This window comes from Campylobacter sp. 2457A (genome assembly GCF_020135895.1).
Lineage (GTDB): Bacteria > Campylobacterota > Campylobacteria > Campylobacterales > Campylobacteraceae > Campylobacter_D > Campylobacter_D taeniopygiae.
Genome location: NZ_JACHTO010000005.1, coordinates 1 through 20,156, shown reverse-complemented (window position 1 = coordinate 20,156; position 20,156 = coordinate 1). Strand labels below are relative to the sequence as shown.

Genomic DNA, 20,156 nt, shown 5'->3' with positions numbered 1-20,156 from the left:
TTTGCTATGATTTTACTCAAATTTTAATAAATTTTAGGATAAATTCATTTTATGTTTTTTGAAATAGCTATTATCGGAACAACTGCGAGTGGAAAAACTCATCTGGCTAATTTATTAGCCAAAAATTTTAATGCAGTTATTTTAAGCCTTGATAGTCTTTGTGTGTATAAAGAAATCAATATCGCAAGTGCTAAACCTTCTAAAGAAGAACTTGAAAATTTTCATTATTTTGGCATAGATTTAATCAGTGTTGATGAGCATTTTAATGTGGAGTTATTTATCAAAGAATATCAAAAGGCTAAAGAATTTGCCAAATTAAGAAATTTACCTTTAATTATAACAGGTGGAACTGGATTTTATTTAAAAACCATGATGGATGGCTTAAGCCAAAAAATAGAAGAAATAAAAACTGATCTAAGCAATGATGAAATTTACTCTTTAATGTGTAAAATCGATCCTAGTTTTAAAGTGGAAAAAAATGACACTTATCGTTTGAAAAAATGGTTGAGTATTTATGAGATCACAAAAGAAATTCCTAGTATTTTTTTAAAGCAAACGCAAAAAGAAGGAGTTTTGAAAAATATAGAAATTTATGAAATCGTTTGGGAGCGTAATTTGCTAAGAGATCGCATAAAAATGAGAACTAAAAAAATGCTTGAAGAAGGTCTTTTAGAAGAAGCTAAAAAGCTTTTTTCTCAATTTCATCGCGACACTAAAGCTTTAAATTGCATAGGTTTAAAAGAATGTAAAGAATATTTAGATGGAAAAATTTCTTTTGATGAACTTGAAAATTTAATCACAACGCACACCGCACAACTTGCCAAACGACAAAGAACATTTAATAGAAAATTTCAAAGCATAGCTTTAAATTTTAATGAAGCTTTTGAAATTTTAAAACAAAAATTCACGCATTAAAAAACAAATGCTCGATTAAAATTTTTACACCCAAAATAATCAAAACAGCCCCTCCTAAAAATTCGGCTTTATTTTTTAAGAAAACTCCAAATTTATTACCTATTTTCAAAGCTAAAACGCAAAATACAAAAGTGATAAAACCGATAAATAAAACTGCTATAAACAAAGGAGTTTCTAAAAATGCAAAACTAACTCCAACCGCTAAAGCATCAATGCTAGTCGCAATAGCCAAAGAAAACATAATCTTAAAATCAAACTGATTAGCATGAATATCACATTCTTCATTTTCAAGTGCTTCTTTGATCATTTTTACCCCAATAAAACCGAGTAAAATAAATGCTATCCAATGATCAATACTTGCCACAAAAGACGCAAAACTTAAGCCAATAATATATCCAAAAACAGGCATTAAGGCTTGAAAACCACCAAAATAAGCACCTACAATACAATAATGTTTCAAATTTAATCTCTTAACACTAAAACCCTTGCACAAAGAAACTGCAAAGGCATCCATTGCTAAAGCACAAGAAAGAAAAATAAGACTTAAATAATCCATAAAAACTCCAAAAATAAAATGAAATTATAATCAAAAAATATTAATTTTTTCATAGATAAAATAATTTTAATGGATATTTAAGAATTAAAAATATATAATTTCGCTTTATTAATTTTCAAAAATGTATAAAAGGCCCATTCGTCTAGCGGTTAGGACATCGCCCTTTCACGGCGGTAACACGAGTTCGAGTCTCGTATGGGTCACCACTCATAAATCTACCAAAAAATTAAAAATCCAAAAAAATATTTTTCATAAAGCTTATTTTAAATTACTTTTTTATAACTTTTTATGTTACAATATTTTACCAAAAATAAAAAAGGAGAAAATATGTTTGAATTAAGAAAACTACCTTATGATATCAATGCTTTTGGCGATTTTTTAAGTGCTGAAACATTTAATTATCATTATGGAAAACATCATAATACTTATGTAACTAATTTAAATAATCTTATTAAAGATACGGAATTTGCAAATAAAGATCTTGTAAGCATTATCAAATCATCAAATGGTGGAATTTTTAACAATGCAGCTCAAGTTTATAATCATGATTTTTATTTTGATTGTATCACTCCAAATGCCTGTGAAATAAAAGGGGATTTAAAGGCAGCTTTAGAAAAAGAATTCGGTTCTTTAGAGAATTTTAAAGCTGAATTTATTAAAGGAGCTACAGGTCTTTTTGGATCTGGATGGTTTTGGCTTGTTTATAACAGCAAAAATCAAAAATTAGAATTAATCGCAACTTCAAATGCTGCTACTCCTATCACTGAAGATAAAATTCCTTTACTTGTAGTTGATGTTTGGGAACATGCTTATTATGTAGATCATCGTAATGCTCGTCCTGCTTATTTGGAAAAATTCTATGCTCATATCAATTGGGATTTTGTATCAAAAGCTTATGAGTGGGCTTTAAAAGAAGGTATAAATTCAATCAGCTTCTATGCTAACGAACTTCATCCAGTAAAATGATTCTATTCCGCTTTATGCGGAATAGTTAAAATTTAAAATTCCATTCTCCTTTATCCGTTTTTACTTGAACTTCTAACAATTTACCACATCCAGTTATAGGGATATAGTCCCAGACTTGTCCGTATTTCAATACTTTATTAATTTTAACTTTGCCTTGATCTAAAATGCCCCCCCCCCAACTTTGCATTTTCCACGATTAGGGACTATATCGGTAATTTTCACAGAATCCACCAAAGAAGTAATTTTTAAAAATTTTGATTTTGAATGAAATAATGGATTATATTGTTCAAAAGTTTCAATTTGAATAGGAGATTCTCCACTTCCACAACCTAAAATAAATAATACTAAAAACTAACATTACTAGTTTTTTCATAAAAACTTCCTTTCTAATTTAATCTATAATAATAGATTAAAGGTAAAAAGTTGTTTTATAATTTTACTCAAGATGAAATCGAACAATTTCATAGAAATGTAGCTAAGAATGTTGCGAGAATTAGAAAAGAAAAAGGTTTGTCTCAATTAGAACTTAGCTTAGAAATAGGTTATAAATCTTGTTCTTTGGTGGGTGGAGCTGAATCTGGATATAATAATATCCATTTTAATTTAGAACATTTATACAAAATATCAAAAGTATTACAAGTTGAAATTTCTGATTTTTTTCAAAATATTGAAATCTAAATATTAAATTTTTATTTTTTAATTTTTTATATAATATTATACTTTATATCTAAACACAAAGGAGAAATTTATGGATAATTCTTTATCTGCTTACACTCAAAAATACGAAAAAGAAGGCTATGGATTACAATATCCTGATGGTCATGTTATAAGGTTTTATGAAAGAATTTTAAAATATAAACTCAATAAAACAAGCGGAAATTTGCTAGATTTTGGTTGTGGTAATGGTGTGCATTCTAAATATCTTCAAGATATCACTGGGGGGGGGTATAAAGCTTATGGCTTAGATATAGTTCCTAGCTTAAAAGAAATTTGGGAAAGAGATCCTAAATTAGATTCTAACAATTTTCATGTTATTGCTCCAAATTCAAGTATAAAAAATCTTTTTAATGTAAAAATGGATTTGATTTTAGCCAATCAAAGTCTTTATTATCTTCCTTTTGAAAGTTTTAAACAAACCGTTCAAGAATTATATGATATTTGCAATGAAGGTGCTATTATCTTCGCAACTATGATGAGTGATAAAGGTTACAGCATGTGTGAAAGAGGAGAGGTTATGGAAAATGGCTTACGCGAAGTCAAAGGATGTCCAAGCGGTAGATTAAGTGGTTCTTCTTTTATTCGCTTTACCAAAGATATTGAAGAACTAAAAGAAGATTTTAAACCTTTCAAGCCCTTATTTTGGGGTGATTACGAGCTTATTAATCTTTATAATTTTGAAGGTAGTGTGCAACATTTTATCTACATAGGGCAAAAGTAAGTGTTTTACACTTACTCCCCTAAATTTGGCGTCATTTCGATGATTTTCCAAGGAAGCCCACTAGAATTAAGTTCATCCATGAAAGGTTTAGCGTCAAATTCCTCCATATTAAACACGCCTTGACCTTGCCAAATTCCTTTAGCAATTAGCTTAGTGCCTATCATCGCAGGGACTCCTGTAGTATAACTTACCGCTTGCGCTCCAGTTTCTTTGTAGCATTCTTCATGATTGCAAACATTATAAATATAAATTTGCTTATCCTTACCATCTTTAATCCCGCGTATCACACAACCTATATTAGTATAACCTTTAGTTCTAGGACCTAAACTTGCAGGATCTGGCAATAAAGTCTTTAAAAATTCAATCGGAATAATTTCTCTTCCTTGATGCATTACAGGTTTAATTCCAAGCATTCCAACATTTTCAAGGCATTTCATGTGGGTAAGATAACTTTGACCAAAAGTCATGAAGAATCGAATTCTTTTAAGTCCTTTGATATTTTTAACTAAACTTTCAAGCTCTTCATGATAAAGCAAATAGCTATCTTTGACTCCAACTTCTGGATAATCCCATTCCATTTTTATTTGCATCGGTTCTGTTTCTATCCATTGCCCATTTTCCCAGTAACGTCCTTTAGCTGAAACTTCGCGTAAGTTAATTTCTGGATTAAAATTAGTTGCAAAAGCATAACCATGATCACCCGCATTGCAATCTAAAATATCAATATAATGAATTTCATCAAATAAATTTTGTTGAGCATAAGCGCAAAAAACATTAGTCACCCCTGGATCAAATCCACTTCCTAAAAGTCCTAAAATTCCAGCTTCTTTGAATTTTTCATTTCTGGCCCATTGTTCTTTGTATTCAAATTTAGCTAAATCAGGGTGTTCATAATTTGCTGTGTCTATATAATGAATTCCTGCCTTTATACAAGCATCCATTAAGCTTAAATCTTGATAAGGTAAAGCAACATTAAGCAAAATTTGCGCCCCTGTTTTTTTGATAAGCTCTACAACCGCATCACTATCATCAGCATCAATTTGTGCGGTTTGAATTTGCACCCCCAAACGCTCTTTAATAAAAGCGGCAATTTCATCACATTTGCTTTTAGTTCTACTGGCTAAAGTGATTTTAGAAAAAGTATCAGAATTCATTGCGCATTTTACAGTAGCTACGCGACTAACACCTCCTGCGCCTATGATTAAAAGATTTTTCATTCTTCATTCCTTTAATAAACTAAAGTTATATTATATCATTTTTTACCTTGCTAAAGTAGAATATCAAAATATAAATAAATAAGGAGATTGATGTTTCATTCTTTTTTTGCTTCTAAAAAGTGGGCTTTGTGGGCTTATTTAGGGCTTTTTTTGCTTTTGCTTTTTTTATATTTGCAAACAAGTTTTAATGTGGCACTTAATTCTTGGTATAATGACTTTTATAACACCATCCAAAAACCAAAAATTAATGCCATTGTTTTAAATTTTGACGAAGCAAAATTCAAGCAAGATTTTAAAATCACGCCTTCTTTACTTAGAGAACTTAACATTGACTCTAAAGACTATAATCAAAGTTTTGTGTATGAAAAAGCCAAAGCTAAAAAAATTCAAGAAATCCAAAATGAAAACAAACAAAGACTAAATATAGAAACCACGCAAAATTCATCCTATATTGACAAAGATATTTTTAGGCAAATTATCCAAATTTTAGAAGAACAAAAAGATTATAAAGAACAAAACTTAACGCAAATTTCTCAAAAAATTAAAGATAAAAATTTATCTCTAGATCAAATTAATTCAGTAGTGCAAAGCATTATAAAGGCGAAAGAACAAGCTAAAAATTCTTTTGAAAATGCTAATTTTATTAATAAATTTGCAATTTATTATTATCAAAATTTATTAAAATATTTTCTTCAAACACCCGCGATACTTGAAAAACCTTTTTATGATTTGCAAGATTTTTATTCACTCATTTTTGTTTTTTTAGGCATTGCCATCCCTTATGTTCTCATTGCAACAATTAATATTTATTTTGCAAGCGTTTATGCTTTTAAATGGCGAGAAGCCATGACTTTTTCTTATTTAAAATTTTGGAAAAATAAAAATGACAATATCGAAGGAAGTTCTCAAAGAATTCAAGAAGATGTTTATAATTTTTCTAAAATTGTAGAAAGTCTTGGACTTTCGTTTGTAAAAGCTTTAATGACTCTTATAGCTTTTATTCCTATTTTGTGGAATTTAAGTGATTTAGCTACTAAGGCATTGTTTTTAAATTTGGATGAAAATTCAAGCTTTTATTTTTTAAAAAATACAGATGGATTACTTGTTTATGTTGCCCTTTTTATTTCTTTGGGTGGTTTGATAGCTTCTTGGTTTGTAGGGATTAAACTTCCAGGACTTGAATATAACAATCAAAAAGTAGAAGCGGCCTTTAGGAAGGAATTAGTCTATGCCGAAGATAACCGAGAAAAATTTGCGAAAAATGAAACCATAATAGAACTTTTTACTGGACTTAAATTTAGCTACAAAAGACTTTTCTTGCATTATGGTTATTTTAATATTTGGCTTATTTTATTTGAGCAAATTATTGTTATTATTCCGTTTTTAATCATGGCTCCAAGTCTTTTTGGAGGTATTATTACGCTTGGAATTGTAATGCAAATCAATAATGCATTTGATCAAGTCAGAAGTTCTTTTAGCGTTTTTATCACAAATTGGACAACTATTACCCAACTTAGAAGTATTTATAAGCGTTTAAAAGAATTTGAAATCAATATAGATTATAAAAAATCTTTGAAGTAAAAAATTAAGCAAAAAATTTACTTTTAATTGTATAATTAAGTATTTTATTTTAATTATAAGGAGTTTCATTGGACCCCAGTCAGGTTTTTGATCTAAATCAAACTTTACCTTCATCATCTTTTGATATAGGATATTCTATATTTATGGTTTTTGTTGCACTGCTTTTGGTGCTTTTAAATGGATTTTTTGTTTTATCTGAATTTAGTATTGTTAAAGTAAGACGAACAAAAATCGAAGAAATGGTTAAAGAAAAAAAATCAGGTGCTAAAAAGGCATTGGAAGTTACTTCTAGACTTGATACTTACTTGAGTGCTTGTCAATTAGGTATAACTTTAAGCTCTCTTGCTTTAGGTTGGATCGGTGAACCAGCCGTTGCAAAAATGCTTGAATCTGCTTTATTAAAATTAGGTTTTAATGCTGTTCTTATTCATACTATTTCTTTTATTATCGCCTTTAGCATTATCACTCTTTTACATGTGGTTTTAGGAGAACTTGTGCCAAAATCAATAGCTATAGCTATAGCTGATAAAGCTGTACTTTGGATAGCTAGACCTTTAAATTGGTTTTGGATACTCTTTTTGCCTTTTATTAAAATTTTTGATTTTCTAGCAGCAATAAATTTAAAAATTTTTGGAATCAAACCCGCTAAAGAAAGTGAATTAACCCACAGCGAAGAAGAGATTAAAATCATTGCAAGTGAAAGTCAAAAAGGCGGAGTTTTAGATGAATTTGAAACTGAAATTATCCGTAATGCAGTTGATTTTTCAGATACAGTTGCAAAAGAGGTTATGACACCGCGTAAGGATATGATTTGCTTAAATAAACAAAAAACTTATGAGGAAAATATGCAAATTATTTGTGAGCACAAACACACACGTTTTCCTTATATAGACGGTTCTAAAGATAGCATTTTGGGTATGATTCATATACGCGATATCGTCCAAAATGAACTCAATTCTAAAAGTAAAAATTTAGATTCTTTTGTTAAACCTCTTATTTTAGTTCCTGAAAATATCAGCATTTCAAAAGTTTTAGTAAGAATGAATAAAGAAAGATCTCATACTGCACTTGTTATTGATGAGTATGGCGGTACTGCTGGAATTTTAACCATGGAAGATATCATGGAAGAAATTATCGGCGAGATTAAAAATGAAAATGAAGAAGATAGTTATAAAAAACTTGCTGATAATATTTATGAATTTCAAGGACGTTGCGATATAGAAACCGTCGAAGAAATGCTTTTAATCAGCTATAATGAAGATCTTGAACAAGTTACTATAGGAGGCTATGTTTTTAATCTATTGGGTCGTTTGCCAGTGGTTGGCGATCGCATAGAAGATGAGCTTTGTTATTATGAAGTTAAAAAAATGGATGGAAATTCCATAGAGCGAGTTAAGGTTGTAAAAAAAACCGGCAATGAAGAAGAAGTAAGCTAATCTTACTTCTTTCTATAAATATTATTTTTTATTTCTATACACTTAAAACCTTCTTTATTTAAAGTCACTACACGTAAATAACCCCCAGCATCGATTTTCCCTTCACATAAAAAAACACGCTTTGCAATTTGAGTTGGTAGCTTTTCTCTATTTCTATGCCCAAAAATTTGATAAATATTTTCTTTGTTTAAATTGCAAAACTGATTAGCAATGCTTTGGCTATTTTCACAATGCCCAACCCCATAGATAAAATCATAACTTGGCATAAAGCTAATCTGCCAAGGTTCAGAAGGCAAGACATTTACACCTCCATGAGAACAAAAAATCAATTTATCTTCAAATTTATAATACAAACACTCTTTTAAATAAGGATAAAATTTTTGCGCGTCATTTGGGGTGAGTTTTTCTTTTTTAAAATCTTTTAATGTATTTTCATTAAATTCCTTAGAATTAGCAAATTCTCCATTTGCCCAATTTATAAGATATTTTTCATGATTTCCTTCCAACAAGCACACATTTTCTTTTTCGCAAATTTTTAATAAAAATTTCAAAACCTTACCATTTTCTATGCCTCTATTAATATAATCTCCTAAAAAAATATAATACTCATCTTCTTTGATTTTTTTAATATATTCTCTTAAAACACTATAGCACCCTTGTATATCTCCTATATGGTGAATCTTTTTATAAGCACTTAAATCAGGGATTTTATAAAGACATTCTCTCCAATTTTGAGGAGTTAAAATCGGATATTTTTTAGGAGTTTTTTCCAGTAAAAAATGCATTCTTTCTAAAAGGGCGTAAGGGATTAAAAAACCTTTTTCTTTGGCTTTTTGTATATTTTTTGTAAAACATTGCTCTAAAGAGCTTTTAAATTCTACAATATAAACTGTATAGCGATATTTATTCGCTAATTCTTTATAATTTTTCAAAACTTGATCATAAGCATTAATAATGCAAAATTCACCCTTTTGCATACGCAATTCTAAAAGGGTAAATAAAATTTTATAAAGCTGAGTATCGTTTTTAGTGTTTAAATTTCTATATTCACTTGCAACTTCTTTCACACTTCCAGAAAGCAAACGAAAAAAATTTAAATCAAGCGTATAATCTTGTAATTGATTTTGAGCAATAAATTCTTCTTGTCCTGCGTAATAATTTCCTCGCAATATGAGTAAAATTCGCAACTTTTTACCTAAATTTTCTTTAAAAATTCTGTTTTAAGAACAATAGTGCCAAATTTATCCACTCTAGCTTCAATTTCATTATCTTTTGAACTTAATTTAATATTTTTTATGGTTGTCCCTCTTTTTAAAGTAGCACTAGCTCCTTTTACTTTAAGATCCTTGATCACGCTTACATTATCTCCTGAATTTAACTCGACTCCATTAACATCTTTAGGCATCTTTTTCCTTTCTTTGATCTAAAATATTTAACATTTGAACGATTAAAGCAAAAACCATAGCTACATAAACATAAGCTTTATCTATATGCAAATCAAAACCTTCGGCCACCAAAACGCCACCAATTAACACTAAAAAAGTCAGTGCTAAAATTTTTATACAAGCATATTTTTCAACAAAACTAGCAATCGGCTTAGAAGCAAAAAGCATCACTGCTACGGCAAGAATTACTGCTATAATCATAATTGTAACGTCTTTAGCAATTCCCACAGCAGTAATCACGCTATCTAAAGAAAAGACTATATCTATGATCGCTATTTCAGCTACAACTACCCAAAGTTTATTACTCGCCTTAAATTGACTTTCATTTTCTTCTTTGTGTAAAATTTGATCCTTAATTTCTTTCATGGATTTTATAATCAAAAAAAGTCCTCCAAGCAAAAGCACCAAATCCCTACCTGAAATTTCATTACCCAAGATATCAAACAAAGGCTTTGTGAGCTTCATAACCCAAAAAAGTGATAAAAGAAGTAAAATTCGTGTGATCATCGCAAAAGCAAGACCTAAAATACGCCCTTTATCTCGAGATTTTGGAGGTAACTTAGCCACTAAAATAGCTAAAAAAATAATATTATCAATCCCAAGCACAATTTCAAGTGCGGTTAAAGTGATCAAAACGATCCAAGAATCAAAGCTAAAAACCCATTCAAACATTATTTTTCCTTAATTGCATTGCTTTTCAAATATTTTTACTACACTATTAGGTAAAATCTCATATTCTAGATTGTGAATCTTTTCTTCAAATTCATCAAAATTCATTTCTTCTTTTTCAAAAGCTTTTTGAGCAATGATTTTCCCGCCATCAAGTTCTTCATTGACCCAATGCACACTCACTCCAGCCACCTTCATATCGCTTTTAAAACTCTCTTCTATCGCATGAGCTCCTTTAAAAAGTGGAAGTAAAGAAGGATGAAGATTGATCGCTTTAATATTTTTTGTAAAAACTGGACTTAAAACTCTCATAAATCCAGCCAATATGGTTAAATCCGCGCCACTTTGCTGAATTTTTTCTACTAAAACTTGATCAAATTCTTCCCTAGAAGAAAAATTTTCATGCTCCACAATCACACTTTCAAGTCCGTATTTTTTAGCTCTTTGTATGCCAAAAGCATTTTTTTTATTACAAAGACAAAGTGCCACTTCATAAGTATTGCCTCTTATAGTTTTTTGGTGGAGTTTTTCTAAAATATTTTCCAAATTACTCCCATTCCCACTAAAAAGAATTGCTAATTTTATAAGCATTTTAATCCTTTTACAAGTTTTATAGCATCAAAGCTATTTTTATTAAATTTATATTTTTTAGCAACCAAAGCATGTGCCAAACAAGCATTTTTGGCTGCTTTTAAAGCTTTAAATTTAGCTCCCAAAAGTGCGGCTATCATTCCGCTTAAAACATCTCCACTTCCACCTTTTGCCAAAGCCTCATTGCCTAGATTAATCACAAATATTTTCTCTTTTTGTATCACAATAGGATTTGCCCCTTTAAGAACCAAAACACAATTACAATTTTTGGCAAATTTTTTCGCATAAAAGAAGCGATTTTTCTGCAAATTCTCCACGCTTAATTCTTCATCAAAACACATTTTCCAAAGTCTTGCAAATTCCTTTGGATGTGGAGTAATCACAACATCTTCTCTGTTTAAATACCACAAAATCGCTTCACTTAAAAAACAATTTGCATCCAAAACTAAAGGAATATTTTGCAAAGTCTCATCTTTTAAAAAATCCAAATTTTCAAGCCCCATACCTAAAGCTATAGCCGTGGCTTCATTAGAAATTTTTTGCTTTAACATTAAAAGTGGAGAAAAAGTTTTTTTAGCAACCAAAGATACAAGACCACTTCCAAAATTAAACGCTCCAAGTCCTGCTAAAGTTCCCGCACTTGAATTTCCAACTATATAAACATGGCCAAATTTGCCTTTATTGGAATTTGCATTTCTTTTGATCGTTTTTAAATCTTTCTTTTCTAAAAGCTTACTTTGTGGTTTAGGGGCAAATTTTTTCATTTTTATACCTAAATTTAAAAGCTTTATTTTTCCTACAAATTCCTTAGCAAAATCTTCAAGCAAAATTTCTTTTAAAGCACCCATACAAGCTGTAATATCGGCTTTAAAACAAGAATTAAAGCCTAAATTTGTAGGTATATCACAAGCTATTTTTAAAGCTTTGCTTTTATTGATTTTTTCTAACAATGCACAATACTTTTCATCCAAAGCCCTATTAGATCCTGTGCCTAAAATACAATCAACAATGATTTTAAATTTATGAATTTTAGGCTCTTTTTTCATCATTTTAAAACCAAAATTAATTAAAATTTGCTCTTGCTGTTTAAAAATATCATTTTCTTTAAAACCTAATTTATAAGCTTTAGCTTTTTTAAGATGTCTTATAGCGACAAGCCCATCCGCTGCGTTATTACCACCACCTAATAAAAATAAAATTTCAGAATTTTTAACTCCTAATTTTTTAGCTTTTTGCGAAATAAGTCTTGCTAGGGCTGTGCCAGCATTTTCCATTAAAATAATCTCACTTAAGCCTTTATTTATGGCATTTTTCTCTAAAAATTGGATATTATCAGTAATAGCTTTCATCGTCTTTAGCCACTAAAAAATAAATATTTTTTTCTCTTTTTTCTTTAAATTTTTTCATTTTAGATAAAAATTTTTGTATCAAAGCACGAAAATTTTTAAATCCATAATTTTGCGGATTAAAATCAGAATACTTTCTATTCATATTTGTGCGAATTTGAGCATATTCTGCACGACCCTTTTCATCGATAAGTTGCTCTGTGATATTGATCAAGGTTTTTAAATAATCATTGCTTAAAACAGTTTTTTTCTTTCTTTCATCTTGATCTAGATAAAAAAATTCACTAAAAGCATTGACATAAGATTGTATCGATTTTTCAAGCCCCATACCAATGACTTGTTTTTTATTTTCTCTAAGTTTTTGTATAAGCGAAGTATAATCACTATCACTTGAAACAATGACAAAAATATCGATATTTTTCTCATAAAATACACTCATAATTTCTGTAATCAAATACATATCGCTAGAATTTTTATTAGCTGCAAAATTAAATTGCTGCATAGCAATGAGTGAGTATTGCGCGATTTGCTCTTTCCAATTTTGGATATTTTTTTGAGTCCAATCCCCATAAATTCGCTTGATAATAATTTCTCCATAATCTGAAGCAATATCAAAAATACTTTTAGCGTATTTTGCGGGAATATTTTCAGCATCGATAAAAATAGCTATGCTTTTATTTTCCATCATTAACCTCTTATCCTAAAACTTAAAGTTTCTAAAATATGACTTTTATTTATGATTTCTTTCTCTTGTAAATCCGCTATACTTCTTGAAACTTTTAAAACCTTATTAACAGATCTTAAAGAAAGATTATAACGAGAAATTGCTAAATCAAGAGTATCTTTAGCATCTTTTTCTAAGGGGCAAAAATTTTGTAAATCCTCATCTTTTAATTTTCCATTAAATTCTTTCTGTCCTCGCTTTTTTCCAAAAATAAAACCTTGCAAAATTTTTTCACTCATTTCCTTAGAAGTCACACTTGCTTTATCATCCTTACTGATTTCATCCATAGCAACATACAAATCAATACGATCCATCACAGCAGATGAAATATGATTTTTGTATTTTTTAATTTCATTATCTGTGCAAGTACAAGATAAATTTTTAGAAAATAAATTAGCACAAGGGCAAGGATTTTGTGCTGCAACAAAGCTAAATTTTGTTTCATAGGTGGTTTTAGAATTCACCCTTGAAATATGAATTTTATAATCCTCCAAAGGCTCTCTTAAACTTTCTATGATTTGTTTATTAAAATGTGGAAATTCATCAAAAAACAAAACCCCTCCATTTGCGAGTGCCACCTCTCCAATTTTAGCATTTTTAGCACCCCCTCCAAAAATACTGGCTCTAGTAGAGGTGTGATGCGGATGACGAAAAGCTCTTGTTTTAGCAAATTCGCATTCTTTAGAATTTAAAGACATATAAGCATTTTGCATTAAAACTTCACTCAAGCTTTGAGGAGGCATAATATAAACTAGGCGTTTTGCACACATACTTTTGCCACTTCCTGGACTTCCTTCAAAAAGTATATTATGCATTCCAAGCGCAGCAATCATACAAGCTTTTTTAGCTTTTTCTTGTCCTTTAATATCTTTAAAATCTAGATCAAATCGATCATTAGGGATAAAAATTTCACCATTGATTTTTAAAGGATTGCTAAATAAAGGGTGATTTTGCAAAAATTTAAATTTTTCATAATTTTTTTCTTTGAAAAATTCAATCGCCTCATTTAAATTTTCAAGTCCATAAATTTCTAAGTTAGGGATCATAGAAGCTTTTAAAGCTATGCTTTTTGGCACAACAACTTTAGCATGATTTATTTTAGCAGATAAAAACAAAAGAAGGGAAAAGAGTTCATTTGTGCTTTTTATACTTCCATCAAGCCCCAATTCTCCCACTACAAAAAAATCGTCCAATTCTTCATTTTGGAGTAAAATAAGCACAGCGATAGCTAAATCAAAATGCGATCCTCTTTTGGGAATTCCCGATGGACTTAGATTGATAGTAATTTTTTTAGCTGGAAATGTAAAATCGCAACTTAAAAGCGTCGCTTTTATACGCTCAATACTTTCTTTGATCGCTGTATTTGCAAGTCCTACTATGCTTAAATTAGGCAAACCTCTTGTAAAAGTTGATTCTACATCAATAATGTCTAAATTTTCACCATAACTGATGCATTTTAATTTTTTCATTTAGCTTTTTTTTGATTTTTCAATTTCTTTTTAAAATCCTTATCAAATTTTTGCCTTTTTAAAAAAGAAATTTTTTCTATAAACAAATGTCCATTTAAATGGTCATTTTCATGCTGAATAGCTACAGCTAAAAAATCTTTAGCCTCTAATTCTTTATGCTCTCCAAAACGATCTTGATACTTTAACAAAATATGATTATAGCGTCGCACCTCTTCAAAAAAATCAGGAATACTCAAACAACCTTCAGTATAAATGATCGTTTCTTCACTTAAAGGGATAATTTCAGGGTTGATAATTTCAAGTAAATCTTCTTTTTTTTGCTCCCCATTTTCATCTACAATATTAACCAATAAGGCTCTTAAAGGGATATCAACCTGTATAGCGGCCAAACCCACTCCTTGACTTGCGATCATCGTTTCATACATATCATCAAGCAAATCATGTAAATTTGAGTCAAATTCCACAACAGGTTCTGATTCTAAAAATAATCTAGGATTAGGATAAGTAATAATCTTTCTAATCATAAAATTTCATCACCTTAAATTATTTAAAACTTTTTTCTAAAACCTTATCGATTAAACCATACTCTTTAGCTTCTTGTGCTGACATGAAAAAATCTCTTTCTGTGTCTTTGGCGATTTTAGTAACTTTTTGCTTAGTATTTTTAGCCAAAATATCATTAAGTATAGTCTTAAGTCTTAAAATTTCTTTAGCTTGAATTTCTATATCTGTTGCTTGTCCTCTAGCACCACCTAAAGGTTGATGGATCATGATCCTTGAATTTGGCAATGCAAAACGTTTGCCTTCTGCTCCACAACTTAATAAAAACGCCCCCATAGAAGCTGCTTGACCTATGCAAATAGTACAAACATCTGGCTTAATATAATTCATAGTATCATAAATACTAAAACCGCTTGTGATCACTCCGCCTGGAGAATTAATATAAAGATAAATATCTTTTTGTGGATCTTCAGCCTCTAAAAAAAGAAGTTGAGCTACAATTGAAGCAGCAAGATCATCGTGAATCTCGCCACTAAGCATAACAATTCTATCCTTTAAAAGTCTAGAATAAATATCATAACTTCTTTCCCCGCGACTTGATTTTTCAATAACATAAGGAATAACCATTATTTATCCTCTTTTTGTTTTTTGCTTGATTTTTCTGTTTTTGGCATAAAAATATCATTGAAAAGTTTTTCTTCAATCAAAGCCATTTTTACAGCTGGTAAAGCTCCTTGTTTTTTATAATTATCCAAATGTTCTTTTGGATTCATTCCATAGCGATACGCTTCAAAATAAATCGCTTGAACAAGCTCTTGATCATTCACTTCTATTTTACGAATTTTTGCAAGTTCATCAATAATAAAAGTTAATTTTACGCTTTTTTGTGCTTCTTCTTTGAAAGAATCACGTTTTTGTTGATATTTTTCTTTATCAGCTTTAATCTCTTCAATTTCTTTTTCACTAAAAGTATTAAATGCTGCACGGAATTGCATATCCGTTTCTTGCTCTACTATACCGCGTGGCAAATCAAAATTATATTCTGCGATCAAAGCGTCTGCGAATTTAGCCTTTAGCTCATCATTTACAAGTTTAAATAATTTTTCATTTTTAATTTGCTCTTTTAATTTCTCTTCCAAAAGCTCTACGCTTGGCTTTTCTTCATTTGGTAAAAGTTTTTTAACCATTTCTTCATCAAGTTCTGGCATTTTAAGTTCTTGAATTTCGTGAAGTTTTACTTTAAATACCGCATCTTTTCCTGCCAAATGAGAAGCTCCATATTCTTTAGGAAAAGTAACATTGATATCTTTTTCTTCTCCTATTTTCATACCCACCATGCCTTCTTCAAAACCTGGTATAAATTGCTTAGAACCTATTTCTAAAATATAATTTTCAGCTTTTCCGCCATCAAAAGGTTTTTCATCCACAAAACCTTCAAAATCAAATTTAGCAAAATCTCCCTCTTTTAAAGCTCTTTTTGTTTTAATAGCTTCAGGAGTTGCAAATCTTTTTAATAATTCTTCTTTTTTTTCATCAATTTCTTTTTTTGTAACTTTAGGAGTTTGATACTCTGGAATAAGTTTTTCATAACCATCTAGCTTAAGTTCTGGTTTGAAAGAAAGTGCCAATTCTGCAATTATTTCTCCATTTTGGCGATCAAATTTTTCAAAATAAGGCTCACCAACAAGCTCTTTTGCCTCTTTTTTTAATTCTTTCAAAGCATTATCTACAGCAGATTTAAAAAGATTTTGTTCTGCATCTTGAGTTAGTTCTTTTTCATATCTTTTAAGCACAGCTGCGACTGGAACTTTTCTAGGTCTAAAACCATCCATTTTTATATTTTTAGAAGCTTTTTTTGCCAAATTTTCCACTTCATTTTTAATCATTCCCGAAGGAATTTTTACGCTAGCAGTCGCATTTACAGAATCTAATTGCTTTGCTTTTACTTCCATGATTATTTTTCCTTATAAAATAAAATTTAGCTTTAATAATAGCAAATTTTTCCTTATTACTTGCATAAAATTTTAAAGCAATTTATGATAAAATGACAAAAATCAAAAACTACTATGGAGATAATTTTGCAAAAAGAGTTTGAAAAATGTATAACAACCATACTTGAATCCGTAGGAGAAAATCCAAATAGAGAAGGATTATTAAAAACTCCTAATCGCGTTTTCAAGGCTTTTCAATTTTTAACTAAAGGCTATCATGAAAATATTAAAGATGTTTTAAATGACGCCTTATTTCAAAGCTCTAACAATGAAATGGTTTTAGTCCGCGATATAGAATTTTATAGTCTTTGCGAACATCATCTTTTGCCATTTTTTGGACGCGTCCATGTAGCTTATATTCCCGATCAAAAAGTCGTGGGCTTGAGTAAAATTCCTCGTCTTGTAGAAGTTTTTGCGAGGCGTTTGCAAATTCAAGAACAACTCACAGAGCAAATCGCTGATGCACTCATGGAAAATGTTAATGCAAAAGGAGTAGGCGTTGTCATAGAAGCACGCCATATGTGTGTGGAAATGCGTGGGGTACAAAAGGTTAATTCTACTACTTCCACTTCGGCCCTTAGAGGGTTGTTTTTAAAAAATGAAAAAACACGCAAAGAATTTTTTGAACTTATCAATTCCCCTAAACAGGTTCGTTTTTAATGAATTTAGAAAAACTTCGCTCCAAACTCGGCAAAGAAAATTTAAGTGCTGTTTTTGGAGAGATTACAAAAATATCAGCCACAAGTATTGAAATTCGCGGACTTAAGACAGGAGTTGGAGATATCGTTAAGCTTGTTTCCAATGAAAATCCAAATTTAAATACTTTAGCTATGGTTGTAGAAATCAAAGAACAATTTAGCTATCTAAGCCCTTTTAGCTTTATAGAAGGTTTTAAAATCGGGGATCGTGCTTTTATCAGCGATGCTGGGATGCAAATAGGAGTGAGTGATGAACTTTTGGGACGAGTGGTTGATCCTTTTATGCGTCCTAAAGATGGAAAAGCTCCTATTGAAGTAAGTAAATACATGCCTATCATGCGTGCTCCTATTGATGCGATGAAAAGAGGTTTGATTGAAGAAGTTTTTCCTGTAGGAGTTAAAACCATTGATGCTTTATTAACTTGTGGAGTAGGACAAAAATTAGGTATTTTTGCAGGAAGCGGGGTAGGAAAATCTACCCTTATGGGAATGATAGTTAAAAATTCAAAAGCACCTATAAAAGTAGTAGCCTTAATCGGTGAAAGGGGACGTGAAATCCCCGAATTTATACAAAAAAATTTAGGTGGAAAGCTTGACGATACAGTCATCATTGTAGCAACAAGCGATGATAGTGCTTTAATGCGTAAATATGGTGCATTTTGTGCTATGAGTGTAGCAGAATATTTCAAAGAACAGGGCAAAGATGTTCTTTTTATCATGGATAGTGTAACGCGTTTTGCTATGGCTCAAAGAGAAATAGGACTTGCTCTTGGCGAACCTCCTACAACCAAAGGATACCCACCTAGCGTTTTAAGTCTTTTGCCTCAACTCATGGAAAGAACTGGAAAAGAAGAAGGAAAAGGAACTATCACAGCATTTTTTACCGTGCTTGTTGATGGAGATGATATGAGTGATCCAATCGCTGATCAAAGTAGATCTATTTTAGACGGACACATAGTTTTAAGCAGAGAACTTACTGATTTTGGAATTTATCCACCTATTAATATACAAAATTCAGCTTCAAGGGTTATGGGGGATATCATTACACCCGAACACAAACTCTTAGCAAGAAAATTTAAAAGACTTAATTCTTTATTAAAAGAAAATGAGGTTTTACTCCGCATCGGTGCTTACCAAAAAGGAAGTGATAGAGAGCTTGATGAAGCTATTACTAAAAAAGATTTTATGCAAAAATTTTTAGGGCAAAATCCTGAAGAAAGTTTTGAATTTGATGAAACCATAAAACTTTTAGAACAAATCGATTCCACTCCTCAACCCACAAATACAGGTAGCATGAATGCTGTTTTACCAAATCCAAACCAATCTCAATAATAAAATCTTTTTTAAATCTTTTATCTCAAACTATTCTTGAAAGCTAAGAAAAAACTGATACTAAAGAATTAATTTTTAAAAACTAAATAATAAATTTTTATTTTTTTGCACATTTATTACTACAAAGATTTTTTTGTGACATAAAAAATAAATAATTTAGTTTAAATTTTAATATAAATTTAATACGATAAATTTAATTTTAATAAATATTTTTTATGAGTATTTTTGTAACATTTTTTAATACAAAATGCAAATTTTTACGGGTTTTTATTTTTGTTTTTTTTTTTTTGATAGAATCAAGAATTATTTTATCTTAATTTGATTTTTTAAAAAGGAGAAAAATTCGTAATGAAAAGTTTAAAATTTAAACTTTCGCTTGTAACAAATGTGATAGCAATTATTGCTTTGGTTATTTTAGGAGTTGTGGGTTTTTTATTTACAAAAAACGCATTGTTTAAAACTATAGAAAATACTGAAATCAATGCTATTAAAGTTGCAAAAACAGATATGGAAGATTTTAGGGCCAAAAATCTTTCATCATTGCAGAAATTAAGCAAAGATATTTTATCTTTACCTTTAGAAAAAATTAATTCCCAAGAAGCTTTAATGGCAAATATAGGAGATATGTTTAAATCCTATAAGCACTCATCCAATCTTTTAGCTGTTTATATAGGTCTAGCAAATGGCAGTAACGTTGTAAGTGATATTGAAAGTGAAAAGAATGGCAAAAGTTTAAGAATAAATGGCAAAAATAATGGATACGATGCCACTACAAGAGAATGGTATCAAGGAGCTAGAAATACAAATTCAGTCTATGTTCAACCTTACTATGTTGATCTTGTAAGCAATGAAACTATATTTACTTATTCTAAAGCCCTTTATAAAGATGGTCAATTTATAGGAGTTTTGGCAATTGATGTAAGTTTAAAAATGCTTCAAAAAACTTTTGAGAGCAAACCAGGAAACGCTTTTTTAATTGATAAAAATAACAATATATTTGTTGCCTCCAATCCCTCTGAAATGAATAGTGGTTTTCAAAATACTTCTTTATTGTTGGAAAACTTAAAACAATATGGAAAATTTCAACCTTTTCTTATTGAAGCAGGTGGAGTTGAAAATTTAGGTATGTGCTCTCCGGTTTTAAACTATACAGCCTGTATAACCGAACCTACAGATAAAATTTATCAATCCATTAATAAAATTGCACTGATTCAAATTATTTTAGTGTTAATCACAGTGGCATTAAGCACAATTTTAATGTATTTCATTGTATCGCGTTAT

22 protein-coding genes and 1 tRNA gene are annotated in these 20,156 nt (G+C 30.0%); 10 read left to right on the top strand and 13 right to left on the bottom strand.

Annotation, left to right across the window (positions count from 1 at the left end; all coding sequences use genetic code 11):
- The first annotated feature begins 51 nt into the window (after positions 1 to 51).
- Positions 52 to 915: a tRNA (adenosine(37)-N6)-dimethylallyltransferase MiaA gene (miaA, locus tag H2280_RS02575; protein WP_137624074.1), complete on the top strand. Its 864-nt coding sequence runs from the start codon at positions 52 to 54 to the stop codon at positions 913 to 915.
- On the opposite strand, the gene H2280_RS02570 is transcribed toward miaA, so the two are convergent.
- A complete protein-coding gene (locus H2280_RS02570; RefSeq protein WP_337195889.1) occupies positions 905 to 1,471 on the bottom strand; it encodes a manganese efflux pump MntP in 567 nt (188 codons plus the stop codon). The two genes, miaA and H2280_RS02570, sit on opposite strands and share 11 nt — an antisense overlap.
- A 131-nt stretch (positions 1,472 to 1,602) precedes the next feature.
- Here H2280_RS02570 and H2280_RS02565 point away from each other — a divergent pair.
- A tRNA-Glu gene (locus tag H2280_RS02565) sits at positions 1,603 to 1,677 on the top strand.
- A 121-nt stretch (positions 1,678 to 1,798) separates the two neighbouring features.
- The gene (gene sodB, locus H2280_RS02560; protein WP_337195890.1) at positions 1,799 to 2,437 is read left to right on the top strand and encodes a superoxide dismutase [Fe]; all 639 of its coding nucleotides are present in this window, start codon (positions 1,799 to 1,801) and stop codon (positions 2,435 to 2,437) included.
- Between the two features lie 25 nt (positions 2,438 to 2,462).
- Here the strand turns inward: sodB and H2280_RS02555 are convergent, their stop codons facing one another.
- The gene (locus H2280_RS02555) at positions 2,463 to 2,624 is read right to left on the bottom strand and encodes a hypothetical protein (RefSeq protein WP_337215581.1); all 162 of its coding nucleotides are present in this window, start codon (positions 2,622 to 2,624) and stop codon (positions 2,463 to 2,465) included.
- A 236-nt stretch (positions 2,625 to 2,860) separates the two neighbouring features.
- Here H2280_RS02555 and H2280_RS02550 point away from each other — a divergent pair, with 236 nt between their 5' ends.
- Together H2280_RS02550 and H2280_RS02545 are read left to right on the top strand one after the other, a co-directional pair.
- Entirely contained in the window at positions 2,861 to 3,115 is a 255-nt protein-coding gene (locus H2280_RS02550) for a helix-turn-helix domain-containing protein (protein WP_337200961.1), read from the top strand.
- Positions 3,116 to 3,185: 70 nt separating this feature from the next.
- Positions 3,186 to 3,875, top strand: coding sequence for a methyltransferase domain-containing protein (locus H2280_RS02545; RefSeq protein WP_337215580.1), 690 nt, complete (start codon positions 3,186 to 3,188; stop codon positions 3,873 to 3,875).
- 11 nt (positions 3,876 to 3,886) lie between these two features.
- On the opposite strand, the gene H2280_RS02540 is transcribed toward H2280_RS02545, so the two are convergent.
- Positions 3,887 to 5,092, bottom strand: a complete 1,206-nt coding sequence (locus H2280_RS02540; RefSeq protein ID WP_337215579.1) for a saccharopine dehydrogenase family protein — start codon at positions 5,090 to 5,092, stop codon at positions 3,887 to 3,889.
- A gap of 90 nt (positions 5,093 to 5,182) precedes the next feature.
- Between H2280_RS02540 and H2280_RS02535 the strand changes: the two genes are divergently transcribed.
- Both H2280_RS02535 and H2280_RS02530 read left to right on the top strand, forming a co-directional pair.
- Complete coding sequence (locus H2280_RS02535) at positions 5,183 to 6,673, top strand: putative transporter (protein WP_137624078.1); 1,491 nt, start codon at positions 5,183 to 5,185, stop codon at positions 6,671 to 6,673.
- A gap of 68 nt (positions 6,674 to 6,741) precedes the next feature.
- Entirely contained in the window at positions 6,742 to 8,109 is a 1,368-nt protein-coding gene (locus H2280_RS02530) for a hemolysin family protein (protein WP_137624079.1), read from the top strand.
- A 2-nt stretch (positions 8,110 to 8,111) separates the two neighbouring features.
- Here the strand turns inward: H2280_RS02530 and H2280_RS02525 are convergent, their stop codons facing one another.
- Genes H2280_RS02525 through tig form a run of 10 tightly spaced genes read right to left on the bottom strand, consistent with a single transcriptional unit; the run spans position 8,112 to position 16,806 of the window.
- On the bottom strand, positions 8,112 to 9,296 hold the full coding sequence (locus H2280_RS02525) for a metallophosphoesterase family protein (protein ID WP_137624080.1): 1,185 nt from the start codon (positions 9,294 to 9,296) through the stop codon (positions 8,112 to 8,114).
- Positions 9,297 to 9,304: 8 nt separating this feature from the next.
- Positions 9,305 to 9,514, bottom strand: a complete 210-nt coding sequence (locus tag H2280_RS02520; RefSeq protein ID WP_137624081.1) for an alkylphosphonate utilization protein — start codon at positions 9,512 to 9,514, stop codon at positions 9,305 to 9,307.
- Positions 9,507 to 10,226 carry a TerC family protein gene (locus H2280_RS02515; RefSeq protein WP_137624082.1) on the bottom strand — a complete coding sequence of 240 codons (720 nt, stop codon included), beginning with the start codon at positions 10,224 to 10,226 and terminating at the stop codon, positions 9,507 to 9,509. Before H2280_RS02515 ends, H2280_RS02520 begins: the two co-directional genes overlap by 8 nt.
- A 9-nt stretch (positions 10,227 to 10,235) precedes the next feature.
- Positions 10,236 to 10,814: a phosphoribosylglycinamide formyltransferase gene (purN, locus tag H2280_RS02510; protein WP_337215578.1), complete on the bottom strand. Its 579-nt coding sequence runs from the start codon at positions 10,812 to 10,814 to the stop codon at positions 10,236 to 10,238.
- Positions 10,805 to 12,163 carry an NAD(P)H-hydrate dehydratase gene (locus H2280_RS02505; protein WP_337215577.1) on the bottom strand — a complete coding sequence of 453 codons (1,359 nt, stop codon included), beginning with the start codon at positions 12,161 to 12,163 and terminating at the stop codon, positions 10,805 to 10,807. The genes purN and H2280_RS02505 overlap by 10 nt, the downstream gene beginning before the upstream one ends.
- A complete protein-coding gene (locus tag H2280_RS02500; RefSeq protein WP_337195898.1) occupies positions 12,147 to 12,845 on the bottom strand; it encodes an NYN domain-containing protein in 699 nt (232 codons plus the stop codon). Before H2280_RS02500 ends, H2280_RS02505 begins: the two co-directional genes overlap by 17 nt.
- A 2-nt stretch (positions 12,846 to 12,847) precedes the next feature.
- A complete protein-coding gene (locus H2280_RS02495) occupies positions 12,848 to 14,353 on the bottom strand; it encodes a YifB family Mg chelatase-like AAA ATPase (protein WP_337215576.1) in 1,506 nt (501 codons plus the stop codon).
- Positions 14,350 to 14,877 (bottom strand): peptide deformylase, encoded by a 528-nt coding sequence (gene def / locus H2280_RS02490; protein ID WP_337195900.1) that lies wholly within the window; start codon positions 14,875 to 14,877, stop codon positions 14,350 to 14,352. The genes H2280_RS02495 and def overlap by 4 nt, the downstream gene beginning before the upstream one ends.
- Positions 14,878 to 14,896: 19 nt before the next feature.
- On the bottom strand, positions 14,897 to 15,481 hold the full coding sequence (gene clpP / locus H2280_RS02485) for an ATP-dependent Clp endopeptidase proteolytic subunit ClpP (RefSeq protein ID WP_337215575.1): 585 nt from the start codon (positions 15,479 to 15,481) through the stop codon (positions 14,897 to 14,899).
- Positions 15,481 to 16,806: a trigger factor gene (gene tig / locus H2280_RS02480; RefSeq protein WP_337215574.1), complete on the bottom strand. Its 1,326-nt coding sequence runs from the start codon at positions 16,804 to 16,806 to the stop codon at positions 15,481 to 15,483. Before tig ends, clpP begins: the two co-directional genes overlap by 1 nt.
- Positions 16,807 to 16,932: 126 nt before the next feature.
- On the opposite strand from tig, the gene folE reads away from it, so the two are divergent.
- The 3 genes from folE to H2280_RS02465 form a co-directional block, all read left to right on the top strand.
- On the top strand, positions 16,933 to 17,505 hold the full coding sequence (folE, locus tag H2280_RS02475) for a GTP cyclohydrolase I FolE (RefSeq protein WP_137624090.1): 573 nt from the start codon (positions 16,933 to 16,935) through the stop codon (positions 17,503 to 17,505).
- Positions 17,505 to 18,875 (top strand): flagellar protein export ATPase FliI, encoded by a 1,371-nt coding sequence (gene fliI, locus H2280_RS02470; RefSeq protein WP_337215573.1) that lies wholly within the window; start codon positions 17,505 to 17,507, stop codon positions 18,873 to 18,875. Before folE ends, fliI begins: the two co-directional genes overlap by 1 nt.
- A 348-nt stretch (positions 18,876 to 19,223) precedes the next feature.
- On the top strand, positions 19,224 to 20,156 hold a 933-nt coding region (locus H2280_RS02465; protein ID WP_337215572.1), incomplete at its 3' end, for a cache domain-containing protein.

Coding starts and splice junctions, on each gene's coding strand:
- miaA (WP_137624074.1), top strand. CDS start 52: ATGTTTTTTGAAATAGCTATTATCGGAACAACTGCGAGTGGAAAAACT.
- H2280_RS02570 (WP_337195889.1), bottom strand. CDS start 1,471: ATGGATTATTTAAGTCTTATTTTTCTTTCTTGTGCTTTAGCAATGGAT.
- sodB (WP_337195890.1), top strand. CDS start 1,799: ATGTTTGAATTAAGAAAACTACCTTATGATATCAATGCTTTTGGCGAT.
- H2280_RS02555 (WP_337215581.1), bottom strand. CDS start 2,624: ATGCAAAGTTGGGGGGGGGGCATTTTAGATCAAGGCAAAGTTAAAATT.
- H2280_RS02545 (WP_337215580.1), top strand. CDS start 3,186: ATGGATAATTCTTTATCTGCTTACACTCAAAAATACGAAAAAGAAGGC.
- H2280_RS02540 (WP_337215579.1), bottom strand. CDS start 5,092: ATGAAAAATCTTTTAATCATAGGCGCAGGAGGTGTTAGTCGCGTAGCT.
- H2280_RS02535 (WP_137624078.1), top strand. CDS start 5,183: ATGTTTCATTCTTTTTTTGCTTCTAAAAAGTGGGCTTTGTGGGCTTAT.
- H2280_RS02520 (WP_137624081.1), bottom strand. CDS start 9,514: ATGCCTAAAGATGTTAATGGAGTCGAGTTAAATTCAGGAGATAATGTA.
- H2280_RS02515 (WP_137624082.1), bottom strand. CDS start 10,226: ATGTTTGAATGGGTTTTTAGCTTTGATTCTTGGATCGTTTTGATCACT.
- purN (WP_337215578.1), bottom strand. CDS start 10,814: ATGCTTATAAAATTAGCAATTCTTTTTAGTGGGAATGGGAGTAATTTG.
- H2280_RS02505 (WP_337215577.1), bottom strand. CDS start 12,163: ATGAAAGCTATTACTGATAATATCCAATTTTTAGAGAAAAATGCCATA.
- H2280_RS02500 (WP_337195898.1), bottom strand. CDS start 12,845: ATGGAAAATAAAAGCATAGCTATTTTTATCGATGCTGAAAATATTCCC.
- H2280_RS02495 (WP_337215576.1), bottom strand. CDS start 14,353: ATGAAAAAATTAAAATGCATCAGTTATGGTGAAAATTTAGACATTATT.
- def (WP_337195900.1), bottom strand. CDS start 14,877: ATGATTAGAAAGATTATTACTTATCCTAATCCTAGATTATTTTTAGAA.
- clpP (WP_337215575.1), bottom strand. CDS start 15,481: ATGGTTATTCCTTATGTTATTGAAAAATCAAGTCGCGGGGAAAGAAGT.
- tig (WP_337215574.1), bottom strand. CDS start 16,806: ATGGAAGTAAAAGCAAAGCAATTAGATTCTGTAAATGCGACTGCTAGC.
- fliI (WP_337215573.1), top strand. CDS start 17,505: ATGAATTTAGAAAAACTTCGCTCCAAACTCGGCAAAGAAAATTTAAGT.